The organism is Stenotrophomonas sp. CFBP 13725, from assembly GCF_014841935.1.
In the GTDB taxonomy this organism is placed as follows: Bacteria; Pseudomonadota; Gammaproteobacteria; order Xanthomonadales; family Xanthomonadaceae; genus Stenotrophomonas.
Genome location: NZ_JACYUV010000004.1, coordinates 195,342 through 216,741 on the forward strand (window position 1 = coordinate 195,342; position 21,400 = coordinate 216,741).

General features: G+C 65.9%; 17 protein-coding genes. 16 read left to right on the top strand and 1 reads right to left on the bottom strand.

Features of this window, described 5'->3' with window-relative positions:
• The first annotated feature begins 1 nt into the window (after position 1).
• The 14 genes from rsmH to lpxC all read left to right on the top strand — a co-directional run bounded on the left by rsmH (position 2) and on the right by lpxC (position 16,455).
• Positions 2-970, top strand: a complete 969-nt coding sequence (rsmH, locus tag IFT65_RS09035; RefSeq protein ID WP_192081350.1) for a 16S rRNA (cytosine(1402)-N(4))-methyltransferase RsmH — start codon at positions 2-4, stop codon at positions 968-970.
• Positions 967-1,230 (top strand): cell division protein FtsL, encoded by a 264-nt coding sequence (gene ftsL / locus IFT65_RS09040; RefSeq protein WP_188326069.1) that lies wholly within the window; start codon positions 967-969, stop codon positions 1,228-1,230. The genes rsmH and ftsL overlap by 4 nt, the downstream gene beginning before the upstream one ends.
• Positions 1,227-3,080 carry a penicillin-binding protein 2 gene (locus IFT65_RS09045; protein WP_192081188.1) on the top strand — a complete coding sequence of 618 codons (1,854 nt, stop codon included), beginning with the start codon at positions 1,227-1,229 and terminating at the stop codon, positions 3,078-3,080. The genes ftsL and IFT65_RS09045 overlap by 4 nt, the downstream gene beginning before the upstream one ends.
• Positions 3,077-4,564 carry a UDP-N-acetylmuramoyl-L-alanyl-D-glutamate--2,6-diaminopimelate ligase gene (locus IFT65_RS09050; RefSeq protein WP_192081189.1) on the top strand — a complete coding sequence of 496 codons (1,488 nt, stop codon included), beginning with the start codon at positions 3,077-3,079 and terminating at the stop codon, positions 4,562-4,564. Before IFT65_RS09045 ends, IFT65_RS09050 begins: the two co-directional genes overlap by 4 nt.
• On the top strand, positions 4,561-5,955 hold the full coding sequence (murF, locus tag IFT65_RS09055; RefSeq protein ID WP_192081190.1) for a UDP-N-acetylmuramoyl-tripeptide--D-alanyl-D-alanine ligase: 1,395 nt from the start codon (positions 4,561-4,563) through the stop codon (positions 5,953-5,955). The genes IFT65_RS09050 and murF overlap by 4 nt, the downstream gene beginning before the upstream one ends.
• Positions 5,945-7,030, top strand: coding sequence for a phospho-N-acetylmuramoyl-pentapeptide-transferase (gene mraY, locus IFT65_RS09060; RefSeq protein WP_188326073.1), 1,086 nt, complete (start codon positions 5,945-5,947; stop codon positions 7,028-7,030). The genes murF and mraY overlap by 11 nt, the downstream gene beginning before the upstream one ends.
• Positions 7,030-8,391, top strand: coding sequence for a putative lipid II flippase FtsW (ftsW, locus tag IFT65_RS09065; RefSeq protein WP_188326074.1), 1,362 nt, complete (start codon positions 7,030-7,032; stop codon positions 8,389-8,391). Before mraY ends, ftsW begins: the two co-directional genes overlap by 1 nt.
• Positions 8,388-9,479, top strand: a complete 1,092-nt coding sequence (gene murG / locus IFT65_RS09070; protein ID WP_192081191.1) for an undecaprenyldiphospho-muramoylpentapeptide beta-N-acetylglucosaminyltransferase — start codon at positions 8,388-8,390, stop codon at positions 9,477-9,479. Before ftsW ends, murG begins: the two co-directional genes overlap by 4 nt.
• Positions 9,480-9,522: 43 nt before the next feature.
• Entirely contained in the window at positions 9,523-10,959 is a 1,437-nt protein-coding gene (murC, locus tag IFT65_RS09075; RefSeq protein WP_188326076.1) for a UDP-N-acetylmuramate--L-alanine ligase, read from the top strand.
• Complete coding sequence (locus IFT65_RS09080; RefSeq protein WP_192081192.1) at positions 10,956-11,933, top strand: D-alanine--D-alanine ligase; 978 nt, start codon at positions 10,956-10,958, stop codon at positions 11,931-11,933. The genes murC and IFT65_RS09080 overlap by 4 nt, the downstream gene beginning before the upstream one ends.
• On the top strand, positions 11,930-12,661 hold the full coding sequence (locus tag IFT65_RS09085; protein WP_188326078.1) for a cell division protein FtsQ/DivIB: 732 nt from the start codon (positions 11,930-11,932) through the stop codon (positions 12,659-12,661). Before IFT65_RS09080 ends, IFT65_RS09085 begins: the two co-directional genes overlap by 4 nt.
• Positions 12,658-13,893 carry a cell division protein FtsA gene (gene ftsA, locus IFT65_RS09090; protein WP_042613652.1) on the top strand — a complete coding sequence of 412 codons (1,236 nt, stop codon included), beginning with the start codon at positions 12,658-12,660 and terminating at the stop codon, positions 13,891-13,893. The genes IFT65_RS09085 and ftsA overlap by 4 nt, the downstream gene beginning before the upstream one ends.
• Before the next feature lie 164 nt (positions 13,894-14,057).
• Positions 14,058-15,323: a cell division protein FtsZ gene (gene ftsZ, locus IFT65_RS09095; RefSeq protein WP_188326079.1), complete on the top strand. Its 1,266-nt coding sequence runs from the start codon at positions 14,058-14,060 to the stop codon at positions 15,321-15,323.
• Between the two features lie 220 nt (positions 15,324-15,543).
• The gene (gene lpxC, locus IFT65_RS09100; protein ID WP_192081193.1) at positions 15,544-16,455 is read left to right on the top strand and encodes a UDP-3-O-acyl-N-acetylglucosamine deacetylase; all 912 of its coding nucleotides are present in this window, start codon (positions 15,544-15,546) and stop codon (positions 16,453-16,455) included.
• A 273-nt stretch (positions 16,456-16,728) separates the two neighbouring features.
• Here the strand turns inward: lpxC and IFT65_RS09105 are convergent, their stop codons facing one another.
• Positions 16,729-17,169 carry a DUF721 domain-containing protein gene (locus IFT65_RS09105; RefSeq protein WP_192081194.1) on the bottom strand — a complete coding sequence of 147 codons (441 nt, stop codon included), beginning with the start codon at positions 17,167-17,169 and terminating at the stop codon, positions 16,729-16,731.
• Positions 17,170-17,181: 12 nt separating this feature from the next.
• Between IFT65_RS09105 and IFT65_RS09110 the strand changes: the two genes are divergently transcribed.
• Positions 17,182-18,135, top strand: coding sequence for a M23 family metallopeptidase (locus IFT65_RS09110; protein WP_188326082.1), 954 nt, complete (start codon positions 17,182-17,184; stop codon positions 18,133-18,135).
• A 264-nt stretch (positions 18,136-18,399) separates the two neighbouring features.
• Positions 18,400-21,126, top strand: a complete 2,727-nt coding sequence (gene secA / locus IFT65_RS09115) for a preprotein translocase subunit SecA (protein WP_192081195.1) — start codon at positions 18,400-18,402, stop codon at positions 21,124-21,126.
• Positions 21,127-21,400 lie beyond the last annotated feature (274 nt).

Consider the following 21,400-nt stretch of genomic DNA (forward strand, 5'->3'; position numbering starts at 1 on the left):
GGTGCGCGGAACAGCGCAGGCCGGTCACCTCCCGGTGTCGCAGTCGCCGGCGGGTCATCTGCCGGTCCTGTACACCCAGGTCCTTGAAGGCCTGAGGGTGATCGAAGACGGTGTGTACCTCGACGGCACGTTCGGCCGTGGCGGGCATGCGCGTGGCGTACTGGCCCAGCTTGGTGGCGCAGGCCGCCTGCTGTTGATGGACAAGGATCCGGAAGCCATCGCGGCCGCCGAGCGCGACTTCGCGCCCGACCCGCGCGTGTCGATCTTCCGTGGCAGCTTTGCCCAGTTGCTGCAGTGGGAGCAGACGGCCGACGGCCTGGATGGCGTGCTGTTCGACCTCGGCGTTTCCTCGCCGCAGCTGGACGTGGCCGAGCGGGGCTTCAGCTTCGGCAAGGACGGCCCGCTGGACATGCGCATGGACCCGGACAGCGGCGAGAGCGCGGCCCAGTGGCTGGCACGCGCCGACGACACCGAGATCGCCGACGTGCTGTGGACCTACGGTGAGGAGCGTATGAGCCGCCGTATCGCGCGGGCCATCGTGGCGCAGCGGCAGAAGCAGGCGTTCACCCGTACGGGGGAACTGGCTGACCTGATCGCGTCGGCGATGCCGCGTGGCAAGGACAAGATCCATCCGGCCACGCGCAGCTTCCAGGCGATCCGCATCCACATCAACCGTGAACTGGCCGACCTCGAAGCCGGCCTGGTCGCCGCCGTGGAACGGCTGAAGCCGGGTGGCCGATTGGCCGTCATCAGCTTCCATTCGCTGGAAGACCGCATCGTCAAGCAGTACTTCAACCGGTTGGCCAAGGCGCCTCCGAGTAATCGCCGTCTGCCGGAGCAGCAGGCCTTCGTGCCAACGCTGGACCTGATCGGCGGTGCGATCAAGGCCAATGACGACGAGCTGGCCGTCAATCCGCGCGCCCGCAGCGCGGTATTGCGCGTGGCCCAGAAGCGTGAGGTGGCCGGGTGAGCCGGCTCATCCTCATCGTGCTGCTGGCCTGCACGATCGCCTCGGCGATCGGGGTGGTCTTCGTGCGCCACCGCCACCGCCAGACGTTCATCGAACTGGCGCGCGCCGAGCGCGTGCGCGATGAGCTGAACATCGAATTCGGCCGGCTGCAGCTGGAGCAGGCCACGTTGGCAGAAGCCAATCGCGTGGACCAGGTGGCCCGCGAGAAACTGGGCATGAAGTTTCCCGAAGCCGCCGACGTGGTGGTGATCCGCCCATGAGCCGGACCGGCCGCAACCGCCCCCGCAATGCCTTCAACCTGCGCCAACGGCTGCGCTGGGTCGCGCTGGCGCTTGGCCTGTGCTCGGTATCGCTGGTGGGCCGTGCCGCGTATGTGCAGCTGATCAACAGCGACTTCTATCAACGCCAGGGCGAAGCACGCTACCTGCGCGAACTGCCGATCAAGACCTCGCGCGGCATGATCACCGACCGCAATGGCGAGCCGGTGGCGGTGTCCACGCCGGTGGCCTCTATCTGGGTGAACCCGCAGGAACTGCTGCGCTCGCCGGACCGCATTCCTGAACTGGCCAGCGCGCTGGGGTTGGCGGTGGACGACCTGAGCAGCCGGCTGAGCCAGAAGTCGGACAAGGAATTCATGTACCTGCGTCGCCGGATCAACCCGGACGACGCAGAGAAAGTGGTCGCCCTGAAGATTCCAGGCGTGGCTGCACAGCGTGAGTTCCGCCGCTTCTACCCGCAGGGTGAGGCGATGGCCCACGTGCTGGGTTTCACCAACATCGATGATCGCGGCCAGGAAGGGCTGGAGCTGGCCTTCGACGAGTGGCTGCGCGGTGAGCCCGGTGCCAAGCGGATCATCCGCAACCGCAAGGGCGAGACGGTTGAAAGTGATCTGCTGCGTGCCGCCACGCCGGGCAAGGACCTGACCCTGAGCATCGATCGGCGCATCCAGTACCTGGCGTACAAGGAGCTGCGCAACGCGCTGGTCGCCAACAAGGCCGCCGGCGGTTCGATGGTGATCATGGACGTGGCTACCGGTGAAGTGCTGGCGATGGTCAACCTGCCGACCTATAACCCGAACTCGCTTCAGGGCGCGATCCCGGACACCCGTCGCAACCGCGCGGTGACCGACCTGGTCGAGCCCGGTTCGACGATGAAGCCGATCACCATCGCGTCTGCACTGCAGGCCGGCGTGGTGACCAAGGACACCATCATCGATACCAACCCCGGTTACATGTCACTGGGGCGCTACACCATCCGCGACGTGCCGCGGAACAACGGCGTGCTCAACGTGACCGGCGTGATCACCCGCAGCTCGAACGTGGGCGCAGCCAAGATCGCGGCCAAGCTGCCCGACCAGGTGTTCTACGATTCGATCCACAGTTTCGGCTATGGCTCGCGTCCGGGCAGCGGTTTTCCCGGCGAATCCGCCGGCGTGCTGCCGCGTCCCGCGCGCTGGAGTGGCCCCTCCAAGACCACCATGTCGTATGGCTACGGACTGTCGGTCACGCCCCTCCAGATCGCCACGGCATACTCGGCGCTGGGCAACGGCGGCAAATTGATTCCGCCGACCTTCGTCAAAGGCCAGCACAACGAAGCGCGTCAGATCCTGGACCCGCAGATCGCCAAAGAAGTGGTGGCGATGATGGAAACCGTGGTGACCCAGGGCGGCGCCAAGCAGGCGGCCGTGCTGGGGTATCACGTGGCCGGCAAGACCGGTACGGCGCGCAAGGCAGGCCCCGGCGGTTACGAGCGCGGGCATTACAACGCGCTGTTCGCCGGCGTGGTGCCGGCCAGCAACCCGCGCTTTGCCACGGTGATCGTGATCAATGATCCGCAGGCCGGCAAATACTACGGCGGCCTAGTGGCGGCACCGGTCTTCCACAATGTGATGGACGGTGCGCTGCGCCTGATGGACGTGCCGCCGGACGATATCCAATCGTGGCTGGCCGCGCAGCAGTCCGGCAAGACCGGGCATTCCGCCTCGGTGTTGCCGACGCCCCCGGCCGACGCCGTGCTGCCTCCCGATGCCGCCGCCGAATTCGATGCGGCCCTGCCGACCGCGCAGGCACCTGCGACGCCGGTGTCCGCACCGACCGGGGGCACGCAATGAGCCGCACGATGGCGCTTTCCCGCCTGCTGCCTGACGTGGCCCTGGCCGGTCGGGATGTGGATATCCGCGGCCTGGTGATGGACAGCCGCGCCGTGCAACCGGGTGATGCCTTCGTGGCGATCGCCGGGTTCGGCGCACATGGCCTGGGCTTCGTCGAGCAGGCGCGTGCCAATGGTGCAGTCGCCATCCTGTTCGAAGCGCCGGCCCCTGCGGAGCTGCCTGCACCATCGGATGCCATTGCCGTGCCGGGCCTGCGCGCGCGCATGGGCGCGATGGCCGACCAGTTCCACGGCGCGCCGTCGCGCGCGATGACCATGGTGGGTGTCACCGGCACCAACGGCAAGACGTCCACCGTGCAACTGCTGGCCCAGGCCTGGCAGCTGCTGGGCACCCGCAGCGGCAGCATCGGTACCTTGGGCGCCGGCCTGTTCGGCGACGTGCAGCCGACGGGGTTCACCACGCCGCTGGTGCTGCAGATGCATGCGCTGCTGGCCGACCTGCGCGACGCCGGTGCGCAGGCCATCGCGATGGAAGTCAGCTCGCATGCGCTGGACCAGGGCCGTGTGGATGCCGTGCATTACGACGTGGCCGTGTTCACCAACCTCACCCGTGACCATCTCGACTACCACGGCGACATGCATACCTACGGTGCAGCCAAAGAGCGGCTGTTCCATCGCGCCGGACTGCGTGCGTCGGTGGTCAATCTCGATGACGCATTCGGTGCCACGTTGCATGCGCGCGTGCCGGCCAGCCAGAAGGCGGTGGGCGTCAGCTCGCGCGGTGCGCCGCAGGCCAGCGTGCGGGCGAGCGGGATCGTGCTGGACGGCCTGGGTGTAGCGTTCACGTTGACACTCGACGGGCAGTCGCGCGGTGTGCGCTCGCCGCTGCTTGGCCGCTTCAATGTAGACAACCTGTTGACGGTGGCCGGTGTGCTCCATGCGCTGGGGCAGCCGCTGGATGTCATCGTCGAGGTGCTGGCGCAGTTGCAACCGATCCGCGGGCGGATGAACCGCCTCGGCGGCGAAGCGGGGCAGCCGACGGTCGTGATCGATTACGCGCATACGCCGGATGCCCTGGAACAGGCACTGGACAGCCTGCGTGGGCATGTCGACGGCCGCCTGGTCTGCGTGTTCGGCTGTGGCGGCGAACGGGATACCGGCAAGCGGCCCCAGATGGCGGCCATTGCCGAACGGCTGGCTGACCAGGTGATCGTCACCGACGACAATCCGCGCAGCGAAGACGGTGACCGCATCGTGGCCGATATCCTTGCCGGCTTCGACAGTGCCGACAAGGTGGTGGTCCAGCGTGACCGCGCGCGTGCCATCGCCTTGGCGATCGGCGGGGCGGGACCGGGTGACATCGTGCTGATCGCCGGCAAGGGCCACGAGCCCTACCAGGAAGTCGCCGGAGTACGCCATGCCTTCGATGACACCGACGTCGCCGCTGCCGCGCTGGTCGCTGCGGTGCAGGAGGTGACGCCATGAGGCGCACCCTGCTGTCGTTGATCGCCCATTGGGCCGGTGGAGAGATCCACGGTGACGATGCGGCCATCGACGCGATCAGCAACGATACCCGTCAGATGGCGGCCGGCAGCCTGTACGTGGCGCTGCGTGGCGAGCGCTTCGATGGACATGATTTCGGTGCAGATGCGCTTGCGCGCGGCGCCAGTGCACTGCTGGTCGAACGCCTGCTGCCCTTGACCCTGCCGCAGGTGCTGGTGGCCGACAGCGAGCTGGCCCTGGCGCGCATCGCCGCCGGCATGCAGCGCGACCGCGCCACTGGTGTGTTCGCCATCACCGGCAGCAACGGCAAGACCAGCGTCAAGGCGCTGCTGCTGGGCATCCTGCAGCAGCACGCGCAGATCGCCGGCAAGGTGGTCTATGCCAATCCGGGCAACCGCAACAATGAGATCGGCCTGCCATTGGCCGTGATCGACGCGCCGGAAGACGCGGATTTCGCCGTGTACGAGATGGGCGCCGGCAAGCCGGGTGACATCGCGTACCTGACCGACATCGTCCGTCCGCGCTGGTCGCTGGTGAACAACATCGCGGCCGCCCATCTGGAGCGGATGGGCAGCCTGCAGGGTGTGGCCAACACCAAGGGCGCGATCTACGCGGCCCTGCCGGCGGACGGCGTGGCGGTGATCAATGCCGACGACGCCTTTGCGCCTTGGTTCGAGCAGCATTTCATCGGCACCCCGCCGCGCTGCGCAGTGTTGCGTTTCGGCCTGGAGCACAGTGCCGACGTGTTCGCCTCGGCAATCCGCTTCGATGCGGCGGGCAGTCATTTCGAGCTGCACACGCCGGTCGGGCAGGCTGCGGTGTCGCTGCCGTTGCCGGGTCGCCACAACATCGGCAACGCGCTTGCGGCCACCGCACTCGCACTGGCCGCCGGCATCCCGTTGGCGCATGTCGTGGCGGCGCTGGCCGTCACCGAACCGGTGCCGGGACGCCAGATCGCCCATCGGTTGCACAGCGGGGCCGTTCTGGTGGACGACAGCTACAACGCCAATCCGGGTTCGCTGGTGGCTGCCATCGAGGCGTTGGCCGGCAGCGGTGACGACGGCTGGCTGGTACTGGGTGACATGCGCGAACTCGGCCCCGATGCAGCCGCGCTGCACGCGCAGGCAGGCCTGCGTGCACGTCAGGCCGGGCTCAAGCGGCTGTACACGCTGGGGCCGCTCAGCGCCTCGGCTTCTGCTGCCTTCGGTGAAGGCGGTCGTTCTTTTGAAACCCATGACGCGCTTGCGCAGGCCCTGCAGCAGGAACTGCATGCGGGCGTGCGCTGCCTGGTCAAGGGCTCCCGTGGCAGCGCCATGGACAAGATTGTGAAAGCGCTGCTCGCGCAAGGAGAGGAATCGCCTCATGTTGTATGAACTGGCCCGCTGGCTGCAGCAGTTCGAGAGCTCGTTTGCGCTCTTCAACTACCAGACGTTCCGCGCCATCCTGGCGGCACTGACGGCGCTGTTCCTGTCGCTGTGGATGGGCCCGGCCGTGATCCGCAGGCTCGCCCAGTTCAAGGGCGGGCAGCCGATCCGCAAGGATGGCCCGCAGACCCATTTCGCCAAGGCCGGCACGCCGACCATGGGCGGTTCGTTGATCCTGCTGACGGTCACCCTCGCGGTGCTGGCCTGGGCCGACCTGAGCAACCGCTACGTGTGGCTGGTGCTGGCGGTGATGATCTGCTTCGGTGCGATCGGCTGGTACGACGACTGGATCAAGATCGTCCGCCGTGACCCGAATGGCCTGAAGTCGCGCTGGAAGTACCTGCTGCAGTCGATCTTCGGCCTGGCCGCTGGCCTGTTCCTTTACTTCACCGCCGACGTGCCCTCCGCGCTGACGTTCTACATTCCGATGTTCAAGTCGGTGGCGCTGCCGCTGGCGGGCATCAGCTTCGTGGCCATCGCGTACTTCTGGATCGTGGGCTTTTCGAATGCGGTCAACCTGACCGATGGCCTGGACGGCCTGGCGATCATGCCGACCGTGCTGGTCGCCTGCGCGCTGGGCGTGTTCGCCTACGCGTCCGGCAACGTGGTGTTCTCCAACTACCTGCAGATTCCGCAGATCCCCGGAGCGGGTGAGCTGGTCATCATCTGCGCCGCCATCGCCGGCGCGGGCCTGGGCTTCCTGTGGTTCAACACCTACCCGGCCATGGTCTTCATGGGCGACATCGGTGCGCTGGCGCTGGGCGCCGTGCTGGGGACCATCGCGGTGATCGTGCGCCAGGAGCTGGTGCTGGTGATCATGGGCGGCGTCTTCGTGGTTGAAACCTTGTCGGTGATGATCCAGGTCGCCTCGTTCAAGCTGACCGGCAAGCGCGTGTTCCGCATGGCGCCGATCCATCACCACTTCGAGCTGAAGGGCTGGCCGGAGCCGCGCGTGATCGTGCGCTTCTGGATTATTTCGGTGGTGCTGGTGCTGGTCGGTCTGGCCACGTTGAAGGTGCGCTGATGAATGATCTCTCGCGCCAGGCAACACGCCTTGAAGCCATCGGAGGCCACTTCGACAAGTGGCTGCTCGGCGCGATCATCGCGCTGACCGGGCTGGGCGTGGTGATGGTCGCGTCGAGCTCGATCGCGCTGATGAGCAGCCCGTTCTATTACCTCAATCGCCATCTGATCTTCCTGGCGGTGGGCATCGTGCTGGCCGGGCTGGCCATGCGCACTGAACTGAAGACCATCGAGCAGTACAACCAGCTGCTGCTGCTGGGCTGCTTCGCCTTGCTGGTGGTGGTATTCGTGCCGGGCCTCGGCAGCAGCGTCAACGGGGCACGTCGCTGGATCAATCTCGGCGTGTCCAAGTTCCAGACGGTCGAAGCGGTCAAGGTGCTCTACATCGTGTGGCTGTCCAGCTACCTGGTGCGCTTCCGGGACGAGGTGAACGCGACGTGGCCGGCCATGCTGAAGCCGCTGGGCGTGGCCGGGGCGCTGGTGGTGCTGATGCTGCTGCAGCCCGACTTCGGCTCGTCCACGCTGCTGCTGGCGATCACCGCCGGCATGCTGGTGTTGGGCGGGGTCAACATGCCGCGCATGTCGATGCCGGTGATCATCGGCATGGTCGGCATGAGCGCGCTGGCGATCATCGAACCGTACCGCATGCGCCGCATCACCTCCTTCCTGGACCCGTGGGCCGACCAGCAGGGCGACGGCTACCAGCTGTCCAACGCGCTGATGGCCGTCGGCCGCGGCGAATGGACCGGCGTGGGCCTGGGCAACTCGGTGCAGAAGCTCTATTACCTGCCCGAGGCACATACCGACTTCATCTTCTCGGTCACGGCCGAAGAGCTGGGTTTCCTCGGCACCTGCCTGGTGATCGCGCTGTACGCGCTGCTGGTGGGTCGCACGCTGTGGCTGGGCATGCGCTGCGTGGAGATGAAGCGCCACTTCTCCGGCTACGTGGCCTTCGGCATCGGGCTGTGGATCAGCATGCAGAGCTTCGTCTCGATCGGGGTCAACCTGGGCATCCTGCCGACCAAGGGGCTGACCTTGCCGTTGATCTCGTCGGGCGGTTCCAGCGTGCTGATGACCTGCGTCGCGATGGGGTTGCTGCTGCGCGTGTCGTACGAGCTGGATCGCGCCGAGCGCCGCCATGCCGTTCGCATGGGCGGGGGCGATGAGGTGGCCGACGAGATCGTGACCGCTCCGCCAGCGGGGCCGGCCGCGACGCCGAAGCCGTCCCGCGTCGCCAATGCGGGCGCACCGGCCACTGCCAGTACGAGCGCGACGCCGACCACCTCGGCGCCGGGCAGCACCACGCGTGGCACCAGCCGCCTGCAGACGCGCGTCGAGCCGACCTTCGGGAGGCTGTCATGAGCGCCATGCGTGACGCGGCCCCGCGCCCCGTGATGATTCTTGCCGGTGGTACCGGCGGGCACATCTTCCCCGGTCTGGCAGTGGCCAAGGTGCTACGCGCGCGCGGTATCCCGGTCACTTGGCTGGGCGCTGTCGGACAGATGGAAACCCGCCTGGTGCCGCAGCATGACGTGCCGATCGATACGCTGGATATCGCCGGGCTGCGCGGCAAGGGCAAGCTGGCCCTGCTGGGCGCGCCGTGGCGTCTGCTGCGTGCGATCCGCCAGGCAGGCTTCATCCTGCGCGACCGTCATCCGCGTGCGGTGATCGCGTTCGGCGGTTACGCCTCCGGACCGGGCGGGCTGGCTGCGCGTCTGCATGGGCTGCCCCTGCTGGTGCATGAGCAGAACCGCGCACCCGGCATGACCAACCGCTTCCTCTCCCGCTTTGCGCAGCGCGTGCTGACCGGTTTCCCCGGCAGCTTCGCCGCACGCGAAGAAGCCGTCGGCAACCCGGTGCGCGCCGAGATCGCTGCGATTGCACCGCCCGAGCAGCGCTTTGCCGGTCGCACTGGTCCATTGCGTGTGCTGGTGGTGGGCGGAAGCCAGGGCGCGCGCGCCTTGAACATGGGCGTCCCGCAGGCGATCGCCGCATTGGGTGCTTCCCATCCGGTGCAGGTGCGCCACCAGAGCGGCGAGAAAATGCACGCCGAGGCGGTGGAGGCCTATGCCAAGGCCGGGGTCACCGCCGAGATCACGCCGTTCATCGCCGACATGGCCGATGCCTTCGCGTGGGCTGACGTCGTGGTGTGCCGGTCCGGCGCGTCCACTCTCGCCGAGCTGTGTGCCGTGGGCGTCGGCAGCGTGCTGGTGCCGTTCCCGGCCGCGGTCGATGATCACCAGACGCGCAATGCGGAATACCTGGTCGAGCGCGATGCCGCCGTGCTGCTGAAGCAGGGCGATGCGCTGGTCACCGGCATCACGTCACTGTTGCGTGAACTATCCGAAAATCCCGCCCGCCGCATGCAGATGGCGAAAGCCGCACGTGCGCTGGCCAAGGTCGATGCCGCAGAGCGCATCGCCGATATCATCCTCGAGGAAGCTGTATGAACACTGTGCCGCGCCAGCGCGCCGACACGACGCGGAGCTGCGCATGATCCGCCGCCTGCACGACACCAACGACCTGGTGCGCGCCTTCCCGCGCGTGCATTTCGTTGGCATCGGTGGCACCGGCATGAGCGGCATCGCGGAAGTGATGTTGACGCTGGGCTATGAAGTGTCCGGCTCGGACAACGCGGACAACACCGCGACGCGTCGCCTCGGCAGCCTCGGCGCACGCATCATGCGGGGACATTCCGCCGCCAACGTGCTCGGCACCGATTGTGTGGTGGTCTCCAGCGCGATCCGCGAAGACAACCCGGAACTGATGGAAGCGCGCAGCCAGCGTATCCCGATCATGCCGCGCGCCGCGATGCTGGCCGAGCTGATGCGTTTCCGCCGCGGCATCGCGGTGGCCGGCACGCACGGCAAGACGACCACCACCAGCCTGACGGCGGCGGTACTGAGCGAGGGCGGACTGGATCCGACCTTCGTGATCGGGGGCCAACTGTTGGCCGCCGGTGCCAACGCCAAGCTGGGCGGCGGTCAGTGGCTGGTCGCCGAGGCCGATGAAAGCGATGGCAGCTTCCTGCGCCTGAATCCGTTGATGTCGATCATCACCAATATTGATGCCGATCATCTGGAAAACTACGGCAACGACTTTGCCCGCGTGCAGGCGGCCTTCGCCGAATTCCTGCAGCGCCTGCCTTTCTATGGCTTGGCCGTGCTGTGCATCGACGATCCCGAAGTCGCTGCGCTGGCGGCGAAGACCCCGCGCCATGTGATGAGCTACGGCCTGAGCGACAACGCCGACGTGCGCGCCGAAAACGTGGTGCAGGAAGGAGCGCGTATGCGCTTCACCCTGCGGCTGCCGCAGGGCACCAGCCAGGAAGTGGTCCTGGCGCTGCCCGGCAAGCACAACGTCCTCAACGCGCTGGCCGCCGCCGCCGTGGGTTGGCAGCTGGGTGTTGCACCGGATGCGATCGCACGTGCGCTGGAAAGCTTCGCCGGCGTCGGCCGTCGCTTCAATGACCTCGGCGAGGTCACCACCGCCAGCGGCGCCCGGGTGCAGGTGATCGATGATTACGGCCACCATCCCAGCGAGCTGGAGGCGGTATTCGCTGCTGCACGCGGTGGGTGGTCCGACAAGCGCCTGGTCGTCGCGTTCCAGCCGCACCGCTACAGCCGGACCCGCGACCAGTTCGACAAGTTTGCCGCCGTGCTGTCCAGCGTGGACGCGCTGGTGCTGAGCGAGGTCTACCCGGCCGGCGAAGAGCCGATCGCCGGTGCGGATTCCGAAGCGCTGGCACGCGCCATCCGTGCGCGCGGGCGCAGTGAGCCGGTGGTGGTCGGCAAGGCGGCCGAACTCGCGCACGTGCTGCCCGACGTGCTGCAGGACGGCGATCTTCTGTTGATGATGGGGGCCGGCGACATCGGCGCCGTGGCCCAGCAGATCGCAACGGAAGGCTTCAGCGTGGAGGCCCAGGCATGACCGCTTTCAACTTCCCCGCACCCCGCACGACCGACCCGGCCGTGTTCGGTCGTGTCGGTGTGTTGCTGGGTGGCACGTCCAGCGAACGCGAGGTGTCGCTGGATTCCGGTCGCAACGTGCTCGAAGCGCTGCAGGCGCGCGGCATCAACGCATTCGCCATCGATGGCATCCCGGCACTGGCCAACGCGCTGGCCGCGGGCGAAGTGGACCGCGTGTTCAACATCCTCCACGGCCACAATGGCGGGGGGGAGGACGGCATCGTGCAGGGTCTGATGGAAGCGTTCGGCGTGCCGTACACCGGCTCGGACGTGTTGGGGTCGGCCCTGAGCATGGACAAGATCCGGACCAAGCAGGTGTGGCTGTCGGTCGGCCTGCCCACTCCGCAGTACCGCAAGGTCACCGCGGAAAACGTGCACGCGCAGGCCGCCGAACTCGGCTTGCCGGTGGTGGTGAAGCCGGCCAATGAAGGGTCCAGCGTGGGCATCAGCCGGGTCTTCGACGATGCCGGCCTGGACGAGGCGGTGGCCCTGGCCACGCGCTACGACGGCCAGCTGCTGATGGAGCAGATGGTGGTCGGCGACGAGCTGACCGTCGGCATCCTCGGCGATGTTGCGCTGCCGTCGATCCGTATCGTGCCCAAGGGCCAGTGGTACGACTACGACGCCAAGTACAAGGCCGATGACACCGAGTATCTGTGTCCTGGCCTGCAGGATGCCGACGAAGAGGAGATCCGTCGTCTCGCCCTGGCTGCGTTCCGCGCTGCAGGCTGCCGTGGATGGGGCCGGGTGGATGTGATGCGCGACCGCACCAGCGGCCGCCTGTACCTGCTGGAAGTGAACACCGCGCCGGGCATGACCAGCCATTCGCTGGTGCCCAAAGCCGCAGGCCAGGCCGGGATCAGCTTTGAAGACCTGGTCTGGCGTGTGCTCGAACAGACCCTCGCCACTACAGTGCAGGAGAACGGTCACGCATGAACGCGGTGCTGCGCATCTTCGTCTGGCTGTTGGCCCTGTCGGTGGTGGCCCTGCCCGTCGTGGCCGTGCTCAACGGCTGGGTCGGCGCCGAGCGCTGGCCGTTGGCGAAGCTGCGCGTGCACGGTGAGTTCAAGCGCGTGCCGGCGGAGCAGTTGCAGAAGGTGCTGTTGCCTTACGCGCACGCCGGCTTCTTCGCGGTGAAGCTGCAGGATGCACAGGACAGCATCGAGCGCCTGCCGTGGGTGGAAAGCGCACGCGTGCGCAAGCAGTGGCCGGATGTGCTGGAAGTCACCCTGGTCGAGCACAAGCCGTTCGCGCGATGGGGCGGCGATCGCCTGCTTTCCGAGCAGGGCAAGCTGTTCCCCACGCCGAAGAAACTGGCCGACCTGCAGCTGCCGCAGCTGGACGGTCCAGACAGCCAGACCGAAGAAGTGGTGTCGCTGTACAACGATGCGCGGGCGTTGTTCGCGCCGTCCGGGCTGGACGTCAGCCGCCTGACGATGGATGCACGCGGCAGCTGGTCACTGCTGCTCAGCAACGGCACCGAAGTCGTGGTGGGCCGCGACGATGCGCGCTCACGCCTGCAGCGATACGTACGCGTGCTGCCCCAGCTCGCCAGCCAGGCCGCGCCGATCGAGCGCGCCGACCTCCGATACACCAATGGCTTCACCCTCAGCTGGGGTGAAGCACCGGCGCCAGAGCCGAAAAAAACGCAGGACAGGACATGAATCGCAAGGGTGATAAATCGTTGATCGTCGGGCTCGACATCGGCACCTCCAAGGTGGTGGCGCTGGTGGGTGAGTACTCGCCGGGCAACCCCATCGAGGTGATCGGCATCGGGTCGCACGAATCGCGCGGGCTCAAGCGCGGCGTGGTGGTGGACATCGAGTCCACGGTGCAGTCGATCCAGCGTGCGGTGGAAGAGGCCGAGCTGATGGCCGGTTGCGAGATCCGTTCGGTGTACGCGTCGATCTCCGGCAACCACGTGCAGTGCAAGAACTCGCCCGGGATCGTCCCGATCCGCGACGGCGAAGTGACCTGGGGCGACCTGGACCGGGTGCTCGACGCCGCCAAGGCCGTGGCCATCCCGGCCGACCAGAAGATCCTGCATGCGATCCCGCGCGAGTATGTGCTGGACGATTCGCAGGAAGGCATCCGCAACCCTGTCGGCATGACCGGCGTCCGCCTGGAAGTGCATGCCCACCTGGTGGTGTGCGCGCAGTCGGCTGCCGCCAACATCAGCAAGTGCGTGCAGCGCTGTGGCCTGCAGGTGGACGATCTGGTGCTGTCATCGCTGGCCTCCAGCGTCGCCGTGCTGACCGCCGACGAGCGCGAGCTCGGCGTGGTGCTGGTCGACATGGGCGCCGGCACCACCGACATCGCCGTGTTCGTGCAGGGCGCGATCTGCCACACCGCGTCGTTGCCGATCGCCGGTGACCATGTCACCAATGACATTGCCCACATGCTGCGCACACCGACCCCGGAAGCGGAGCAGATCAAGGTGCGTTACGCCTGCGCGCTGGCGCAGCTGGCGACCGCCGAAGAAAGCATCCAGGTGCCGAGCGTCGGCGACCGGCCGCCACGTCGCATGCCGCGCCACGCGCTGGCGCAGGCGGTGCAGGGGCGTTACGAGGAAATCTTCGAGATGGTGCAGGCCGAACTGCGTCGCTCCGGTTTCGAAGAACTGGTCCGCGCCGGCATGGTGCTGACCGGCGGTGCATCGAAGATGGAAGGTGTGGTCGAACTGGCCGAAGAGATGCTGCAGATGCCGGTACGTGTGGGCATCCCGCAGCATGTCACCGGCCTGGGCGAAGTGGTGGGCAACCCCGTGCATGCAACCGGCGTCGGCCTGTTGCTGATGGGTAGCCAGATCGAACACCCGCGTCGGCCGTCGCTGCCGGCAGGCCGTGCGGGCAGCATGTTCAAGAAACTGAAAACCTGGTTCCGCGGCGAATTCTGATCGCGGGTAGAGCCGACTTCAGTCGGCTGAAAGAAAACGCAACACCGCAACACGCAACAGACGGATACACAAACCACTACAGCCGCAACGGCGGCATGCAGCGGAGGGCAGGATGCCTCTCCCGCAACATGCCAAAGGAAGCGGATACAACCGAGGACATGGACATGGCGCATTTTGAACTGATCGAAAAGATGGCACCCAATGCGGTGATCAAGGTCGTTGGCGTGGGCGGTGGCGGCGGAAACGCTGTAGCGCACATGGTCAACTCAGCGGTGGATGGCGTGGAGTTCATCACCGCCAACACCGACTCGCAGGCCATCAAGAATTGCGGTGCGAAGCTGCAGCTGCAGCTGGGCACCAACGTCACCAAGGGCCTGGGCGCAGGTGCGAACCCGGAAGTGGGTCGCCAGGCTGCGCTGGAAGATCGCGAGCGCATCATCGACGCGCTGCAGGGCGCGGACATGGTCTTCATCACCGCCGGCATGGGCGGTGGCACCGGCACGGGCGCTGCACCGGTGGTGGCGCAGTTGGCCAAGGAGATGGGCATCCTGACCGTTGCCGTGGTCACCAAGCCGTTCCCGTTCGAAGGCCGTCGCCGCATGCAGGTTGCGCTGAAGGGCATCGAAGAACTGAGCCAGCACTGCGATTCGCTGATCACCATCCCCAACGAAAAGCTGATCACTGTCCTGGGCCGAAACGCCACCATGATCCAGGCGTTCCGTGCCGCCAACGACGTGCTGCAGGGCGCCGTGCAGGGCATCGCCGATCTGATCGTGCGTCCGGGCCTGATCAACGTCGATTTCGCCGACGTGCGCACCGTGATGTCCGAAATGGGCCTGGCGATGATGGGTACCGGTACCGCCCGCGGTGATGACCGTGCGCAGGCCGCTGCCGAGTCGGCCATCCAGAACCCGCTGCTGGACGATGTGAACCTGGCCGGTGCCAACGGCATCCTGGTCAACATCACCGCCGGTGCCGACTTCACCATGGCCGAGTTCGACGAGATCGGCCGCACCATCGACGGCTTCGCTTCGGAAGACGCCACCGTGGTGGTCGGCACCGTGCTCGATCCGGACATGCAGGACGAAGTGCGCGTCACCGTGGTCGCGACCGGCCTCAACCGCGTGGCCGCCGGCAAGAGCCAGCGTCCGGGCGAGCGTGCGCCGATCAAGCTGGTCCGCAACGCCACCACCGGCCAGCCGGAGTTCTCCGACTTCGACAACGGCGGTGACGCGGTGTCCAAGGCCGTTGGCGGTGTCGGCCTGGGCCTGCGTCGCGCGAGCAGCGACAGCGTAGCGGCGTCCTCTTCGTCCAGCGCGTCGTCTTCGTCGTCCAGCAGCTCGAGCGCCAGCGCGGGCAGCACGCCGACCGCCGAACTGCCCAACGATTACCTGGACATCCCGGCGTTCCTGCGCCGCCAGGCCGACTGATCCATGCTGCCGGGGTTGTCCTCCCCGGCATCACGCACCATGTCCTGCATTGCAGGCGCCGGGCCAGGATGGGCCCGGCCGCCTTGTGATCGCACCCGCCGCACCCGCGTGGCGCCACCACCTGCCTGGCTTCAGCCGGAGTAGGGGCGACCGCGTGTTAATCTGTTGCACCCCCTGGGGCAGGCCATCGCGGCCCGCCGCACGCTTCTGGTCACCCCCCATGATTCCGCAACGCACCCTCAAGAACACGATCCGCGCCACCGGCGTTGGCCTGCACAGCGGCGACAAGGTCTACATGACCCTGCGCCCGGCACCGGTCAACCATGGCATCGTGTTCCGCCGCGTGGATCTGGACCCGGTCGTCGATGTTCCGGCCAAGGCCGAGCTGGTGACCGAAGTGACCCTGTGCACCGGGCTGACCTGCAACGACGCCAAGATCCAGACCGTCGAACACCTGATGTCAGCGTTGGCCGGCCTGGGTGTGGACAACATCATTGTCGAACTGTCCTCGGCCGAGCTGCCGATCATGGACGGTTCGTCCGGCCCGTTCGTGTTCCTGCTGCAGTCGGCGGGCATCATCGAACAGGACGCCGCCAAGCGCTTCATCCGTGTACTGAAGACCGTGGAAGTCACTGAAGGTGACAAGGTCGCGCGCTTTGATCCCTACGAGGGCTACAAGCTCGGTTTCACCATCCAGTTCGATCACCCGATGATCCCCGCCAAGCAGTCGCGGCAGGAAATCGAGTTCTCCACGATGGCCTATACCAAGGAAATCTCCCGCGCCCGGACCTTCGGTTTCATGCGTGACCTGGAGTACATGCGCGAGCGCAACCTGGGCCTGGGCGGTTCGATGGACAACGCCATCGTGCTGGACGAGTTCCGCGTGCTGAACGAAGACGGCCTGCGCTATGCCGACGAATTCGTGCGACACAAGATCCTGGACGCCATCGGCGATCTGTACCTTGCCGGCGGCCAGGTGCTGGGGGCCTATGAAGGGTTCAAGTCCGGTCATGCGCTGAACAACAAGCTGGTGCGTGCCTTGATGGCCGATGCCAGCGCATGGGAGTGGGTGAGCTACGAATCGCCCGCCGCTGCCGAGCCGGTCGCCTACGGCGCTCCGGCCTACGCCTGAAAAACACTGCGATATCAGCTAGTTGACGCCGCCCTCGGGCGGCGTTTCGCGTTCAGGGCCCTGGTCTTCACGGCCAGCAGGAAGGGGCCAGTACGGCGTCACAGTTTGTGAACCTGTTACGTCAGAAGCCTGAACTTAACGTTTAAATAACAAAACTCTAACGACTGGACGGCCCGACGCCGTTAGGATGCCCCACGGTCCTCGCAAAAGCTTCACGCCATTTCCACGGCATGTTGGCAGAGCGGGGAAGCGGAGCCGGATGCTTCGCGGTCATCAGGACCTGGACGGTTTCGTGTCCTGGAGGCTGGCCAAGGCGTCGCGTAGTCCTTTGTGCGTGGCGGCTGAAACTGCGTGGGGTCCATTCCGGTTGTCGATCGCTGGGGAGCGTGGTGGAGCGGGGGACGCAGTCTTGATGGTCACTTTGGTGGCCTTCAGCCCGATGGACCGGGCCGCGTCGATCAACTGTGCTTCGGCAAGCCGCAATTTGGCATGCCAGACAGGGGATTCGACGAGAAAAACGAGGTGTTCGTCGTTCACGTTCGCCAGCCTGCAATGGTTGCGCAGGGTGAGCGGCAAGTGGGGGCGTAATTGTTGGTCCAACGCATCGAGCCATAAGGCACGACGCAGCGGGTTCCCGGTTTTGTCACCCATGACCGCATCCAGCGCCGGCTTAGGCGTAGGTGCGGGACGACCACTGGATTTCGGCTCAGACATGAAAACTCACTGATGGCATTCAAAAAGATCGTAATCAAAACGCGTGATGGAAAGGCAAAAACGCCCCTTGCGCGTCTTCGCTTCTACTTCGAGGATCGTCCCCGCGCCCTGCTGGGCAGCGTGCTGGGCATGGGCTGCATTATCGGCTTCGCCGGTGGAATGGGGGCCAACCTGCTGGGCGATTCCCGCCTGCAGGCCAAGGTAGACCGCCAGGAGCGGGAACTCGCCCAGGTCCGCCTGCAGTCGCAGACCGAGGTGAACGCCCTCGCGGCGCGCCTGGGGGAACTTCAGGCACAAGCCACCCGCCTCAATGCGCTGGGTGAGCGCCTGACCCAGATGGGCAAACTGGAAGACGGCGAGTTCGACTTCCAGGAAACCCCCGGCCTGGGTGAAGGCGACGCCGGCGGTCCGACCGTGGATATCCCGGTCAAGGACATCAACGCCGACTTACAGGTGCTGGAGCAGCGATTCGCTGCTTCAGGCAGCCAGCTCTCGGTGATGGAATCGCTGATGTTCGACCATCAGCTGCAGCAGAACGCCGTGCCCTCGCGCATGCCGATCCGCAACAGCTATGTCACGTCCAGCTTCGGCACCCGTGCTGATCCGTTCGGTCGCGGTGCACGCAGTCACAAGGGCATTGATTTCCATGCCAAGGTCGGCGATCCGGTGATGTCTGTCGCCGAAGGCGTGGTCAGCTTCTCCGGTGTGAAGGGCGGCTACGGCAACGTCGTCGATGTGGATCACGGCAATGGTTACGTGACCCGCTACGCGCACAATTCGCGCCTGGTGGTGAAGGTGGGTGACCTGGTCCGTGCCGGACAGGAAGTGGCCAAGGCCGGTTCCACGGGTCGTTCCACCGGTGCCCATGTGCACTTCGAAGTCTGGGAGAGCGGGCGCGTGGTCAATCCGCGCAAGTTCCTGGGTGACGGCGGCAACACCCCGGTCGGTCGCGTTTCGCGCGGCTGACGGGTTCCGGTAGCGCCGAGCCATGCTCGGCGAGCGCAGCGACAGCCCCACCCGGGGTGTGCCGAATGTGGCGGGCACGCCGCCGGGCATCGCTCGGCGCTATGGTCCGGCCAGCGAACCGCCAAAGCGCTTGAATCCTCCCACGTCCATCCCAAGTTACAATGGGTGATGCCATAGACGGGGCGCAGGGCGCCTCGTTTCGTTTGCGGCGGACGGATTCCCGATGGAGCCGTGCCGGCGTTCACCTGACAACCGGTTCCCTCAATGATCAACAGCCTGCTTACCCGCGTATTCGGCAGTCGTAATGAACGACAGCTGCGCCAGCTCAATCGCATCGTCGCCAAGGTCAATGCGCTGGAGCCGGAGATGGAAGCGTTCAGCGATGAGCAGCTCCAGGCCAAGACGCCGGAATTCAAGCAGCGCATCGCCGATGGCGAGGCGTTGGACAAGGTGCTGCCGGAAGCGTTCGCCGTCTGTCGCGAAGCCAGCCGCCGTGTTCTCGGCATGCGTCATTACGACGTGCAGCTTATCGGTGGCATGGTGCTGCACCTGGGCAAGATCGCCGAGATGCGCACCGGTGAAGGCAAGACCCTGGTCGCTACGCTGCCGGTCTATCTGAACTCGCTCGAAGGCAAGGGCGTGCACGTGGTCACCGTGAACGACTACCTGGCGCGCCGCGACTCCGCGCAGATGGGCAAGCTGTACAACTGGCTGGGCCTGAGCGTGGGCGTCGTGTATCCGGGCATGCCGCACGGTGACAAGCGCGAGGCCTATGGCAGCGACATCACGTACGGCACCAACAACGAATTCGGTTTCGATTACCTGCGCGACAACATGGCGCTGTCCAAGGCCGACCGCTATCAGCGCGGCCTGCACTACGCCATCGTCGATGAAGTCGACTCCATCCTGATCGACGAAGCGCGTACCCCGCTGATCATTTCGGGTCCGGCCGATGATTCCCCGGAGCTGTACATCCGCGTAAACCGCATCGTACCGAGCCTGGTGAAGCAGGAAAACGAAGAAGCCGAGGGCGACTTCTGGATCGACGAGAAGGGCAAGCAGGTGCACCTGTCCGAAGCGGGCATGGAGCACGCCGAGCGTCTGCTGGTCGAAGCCGGCATCCTCGACGCGGAGACCGAAGGCCTGTACGCGGCGCAGAACCTGACCGTCGTGCATCACCTCAATGCCGCGCTGCGTGCGCATGCCATCTACCAGCGTGACGTGGATTACATCGTGCGCGATGGTGAAGTCGTCATCGTCGATGAGTTCACCGGCCGCACCCTGGCCGGCCGTCGCTGGTCGGACGGTCTGCACCAGGCGGTGGAAGCGAAGGAAGGCGTGCCGGTACAGCGCGAGAACCAGACGCTGGCCAGCATCACGTTCCAGAATCTGTTCCGCATGTACAAGAAGCTGTCCGGCATGACCGGTACGGCCGATACCGAAGCCTTCGAGTTCCAGAGCATCTACAACCTGGAAGTGGTGGTCATCCCGACCAACCGCCCGACCATCCGCAAGGACTCGCCGGACCAGGTGTTCCTCAATCGCCAGGGCAAGTTCAACGCGGTGCTGGCCGACATCCAGGAATGCAACAAGCGGGGCCAGCCGGTGCTGGTGGGTACGACCTCGATTGAAACCTCGGAGATGCTGTCCGAACACCTGGCCAAGGCCGGTGTGCAGCATGAAGTGCTGAACGCCAAGCAGCATGACCGCGAAGCGACCATCGTCGCCAACGCCGGTCGTCCGGGTGCGGTGACCATCGCCACCAACATGGCCGGTCGCGGTACCGATATCGTGCTGGGCGGCTCGCTGGAAACCGAACTGCACGAGATGGGCGAGGAGGCCAGCGACGCCCAGCGCGCCGCGGCCAAGGCCGAGTGGCAGGTCCGGCATGACGCCGTCAAGGCCGCCGGTGGCCTGCACATCGTCGGCACCGAGCGCCATGAATCGCGTCGTATCGACAACCAGCTGCGTGGTCGTTCCGGCCGCCAGGGTGATCCGGGTTCGTCCCGTTTCTACCTGTCGCTGGAAGACAACCTGATGCGCATCTTCGCCTCCGACTGGGTGCAGAAGGCCATGCGCATGATGGGCATGAAGGAAGACGACGTCATCGAAGACCGCCTGGTCAGCCGGCAGATCGAAAAGGCCCAGCGCAAGGTCGAAGCGCACAACTTCGATATCCGCAAGAACCTGCTGGATTTCGACGACGTCAACAACGACCAGCGCAAGGTGATCTATTCGCAGCGCGATGAACTGCTGGATGCCGATTCGGTCAAGGACAACGTCGATGGCATCCGCGACGACGTGGTGTTCGACATCGTCGCCCGCTTCGTGCCGCCGAACTCGATCGATGAACAGTGGGACCTGCCGGGCCTGGAAGCCACGCTGCAGTCCGAGTTCGGCCTCGACATGTCGGTCACCGACCTGGTCAAGAGCCACGAAGAGCTGGACGCCGAAGGCATCGCGCAGAAGGTGCAGGAGCGCGTCAACGCGCATTTCGATGCAAAGGAAAGTGGCGTCGGTGCAGACACCATGCGCGCGCTGGAGAAGCACGTGATGCTGACCGTGCTCGACCAGAGCTGGAAGGAGCATCTGGCTCGCATGGATTACCTGCGCCAGGGCATTTACCTGCGCGGCTATGCGCAGAAGCAGCCGAAGCAGGAGTACAAGAAGGAAGCGTTCGAGCTGTTCTCCAACATGTTGGAAGACGTGAAGCGCGAAGTGGTGACGATGTTGTCGCGCGTGCGCATCCGCAGCGATGAAGAAGTGGCGGCACTGGAAGCCGCGGAGCGTCAGCAGGTACAGGCGCGCCTCAGCCAGTCGCAGTTCCAGCATCAGGATGCCGGCGGCTACAGCGCCGACGAAGAAGCCGCGCAGGTGGAAGCCGCGCAGGTCGCGCAGGGCCAGGGCGGCGAGCCGAAGATCGGCCGCAATGACCCCTGCCCCTGTGGCAGCGGCAAGAAGTACAAGCACTGCCACGGGCAGCTGAGCTGACTCCAGAAAAAACCCCGCGCAAGCGGGGTTTTTTTTATCTCGCGCAACCCGCCGGTAGAGCCGCCGGTAGAGCCGGCGGTAGAGCCGACTTCAGTCGGCTGCTTTTTCCGCACACAGCCAGCCGACGGTAGAGCCGACTTCAGTCGGCTGCTTTTTCCGCACACAGCCAGCCGACGGTAGAGCCGACTTCAGTCGGCTGCTTTTTCCGCACAGAGTCAGCCGACGGTAGAGCCGACTTCAGTCGGCTGCCTTTTCCGCACAGAGCCAGCCGACG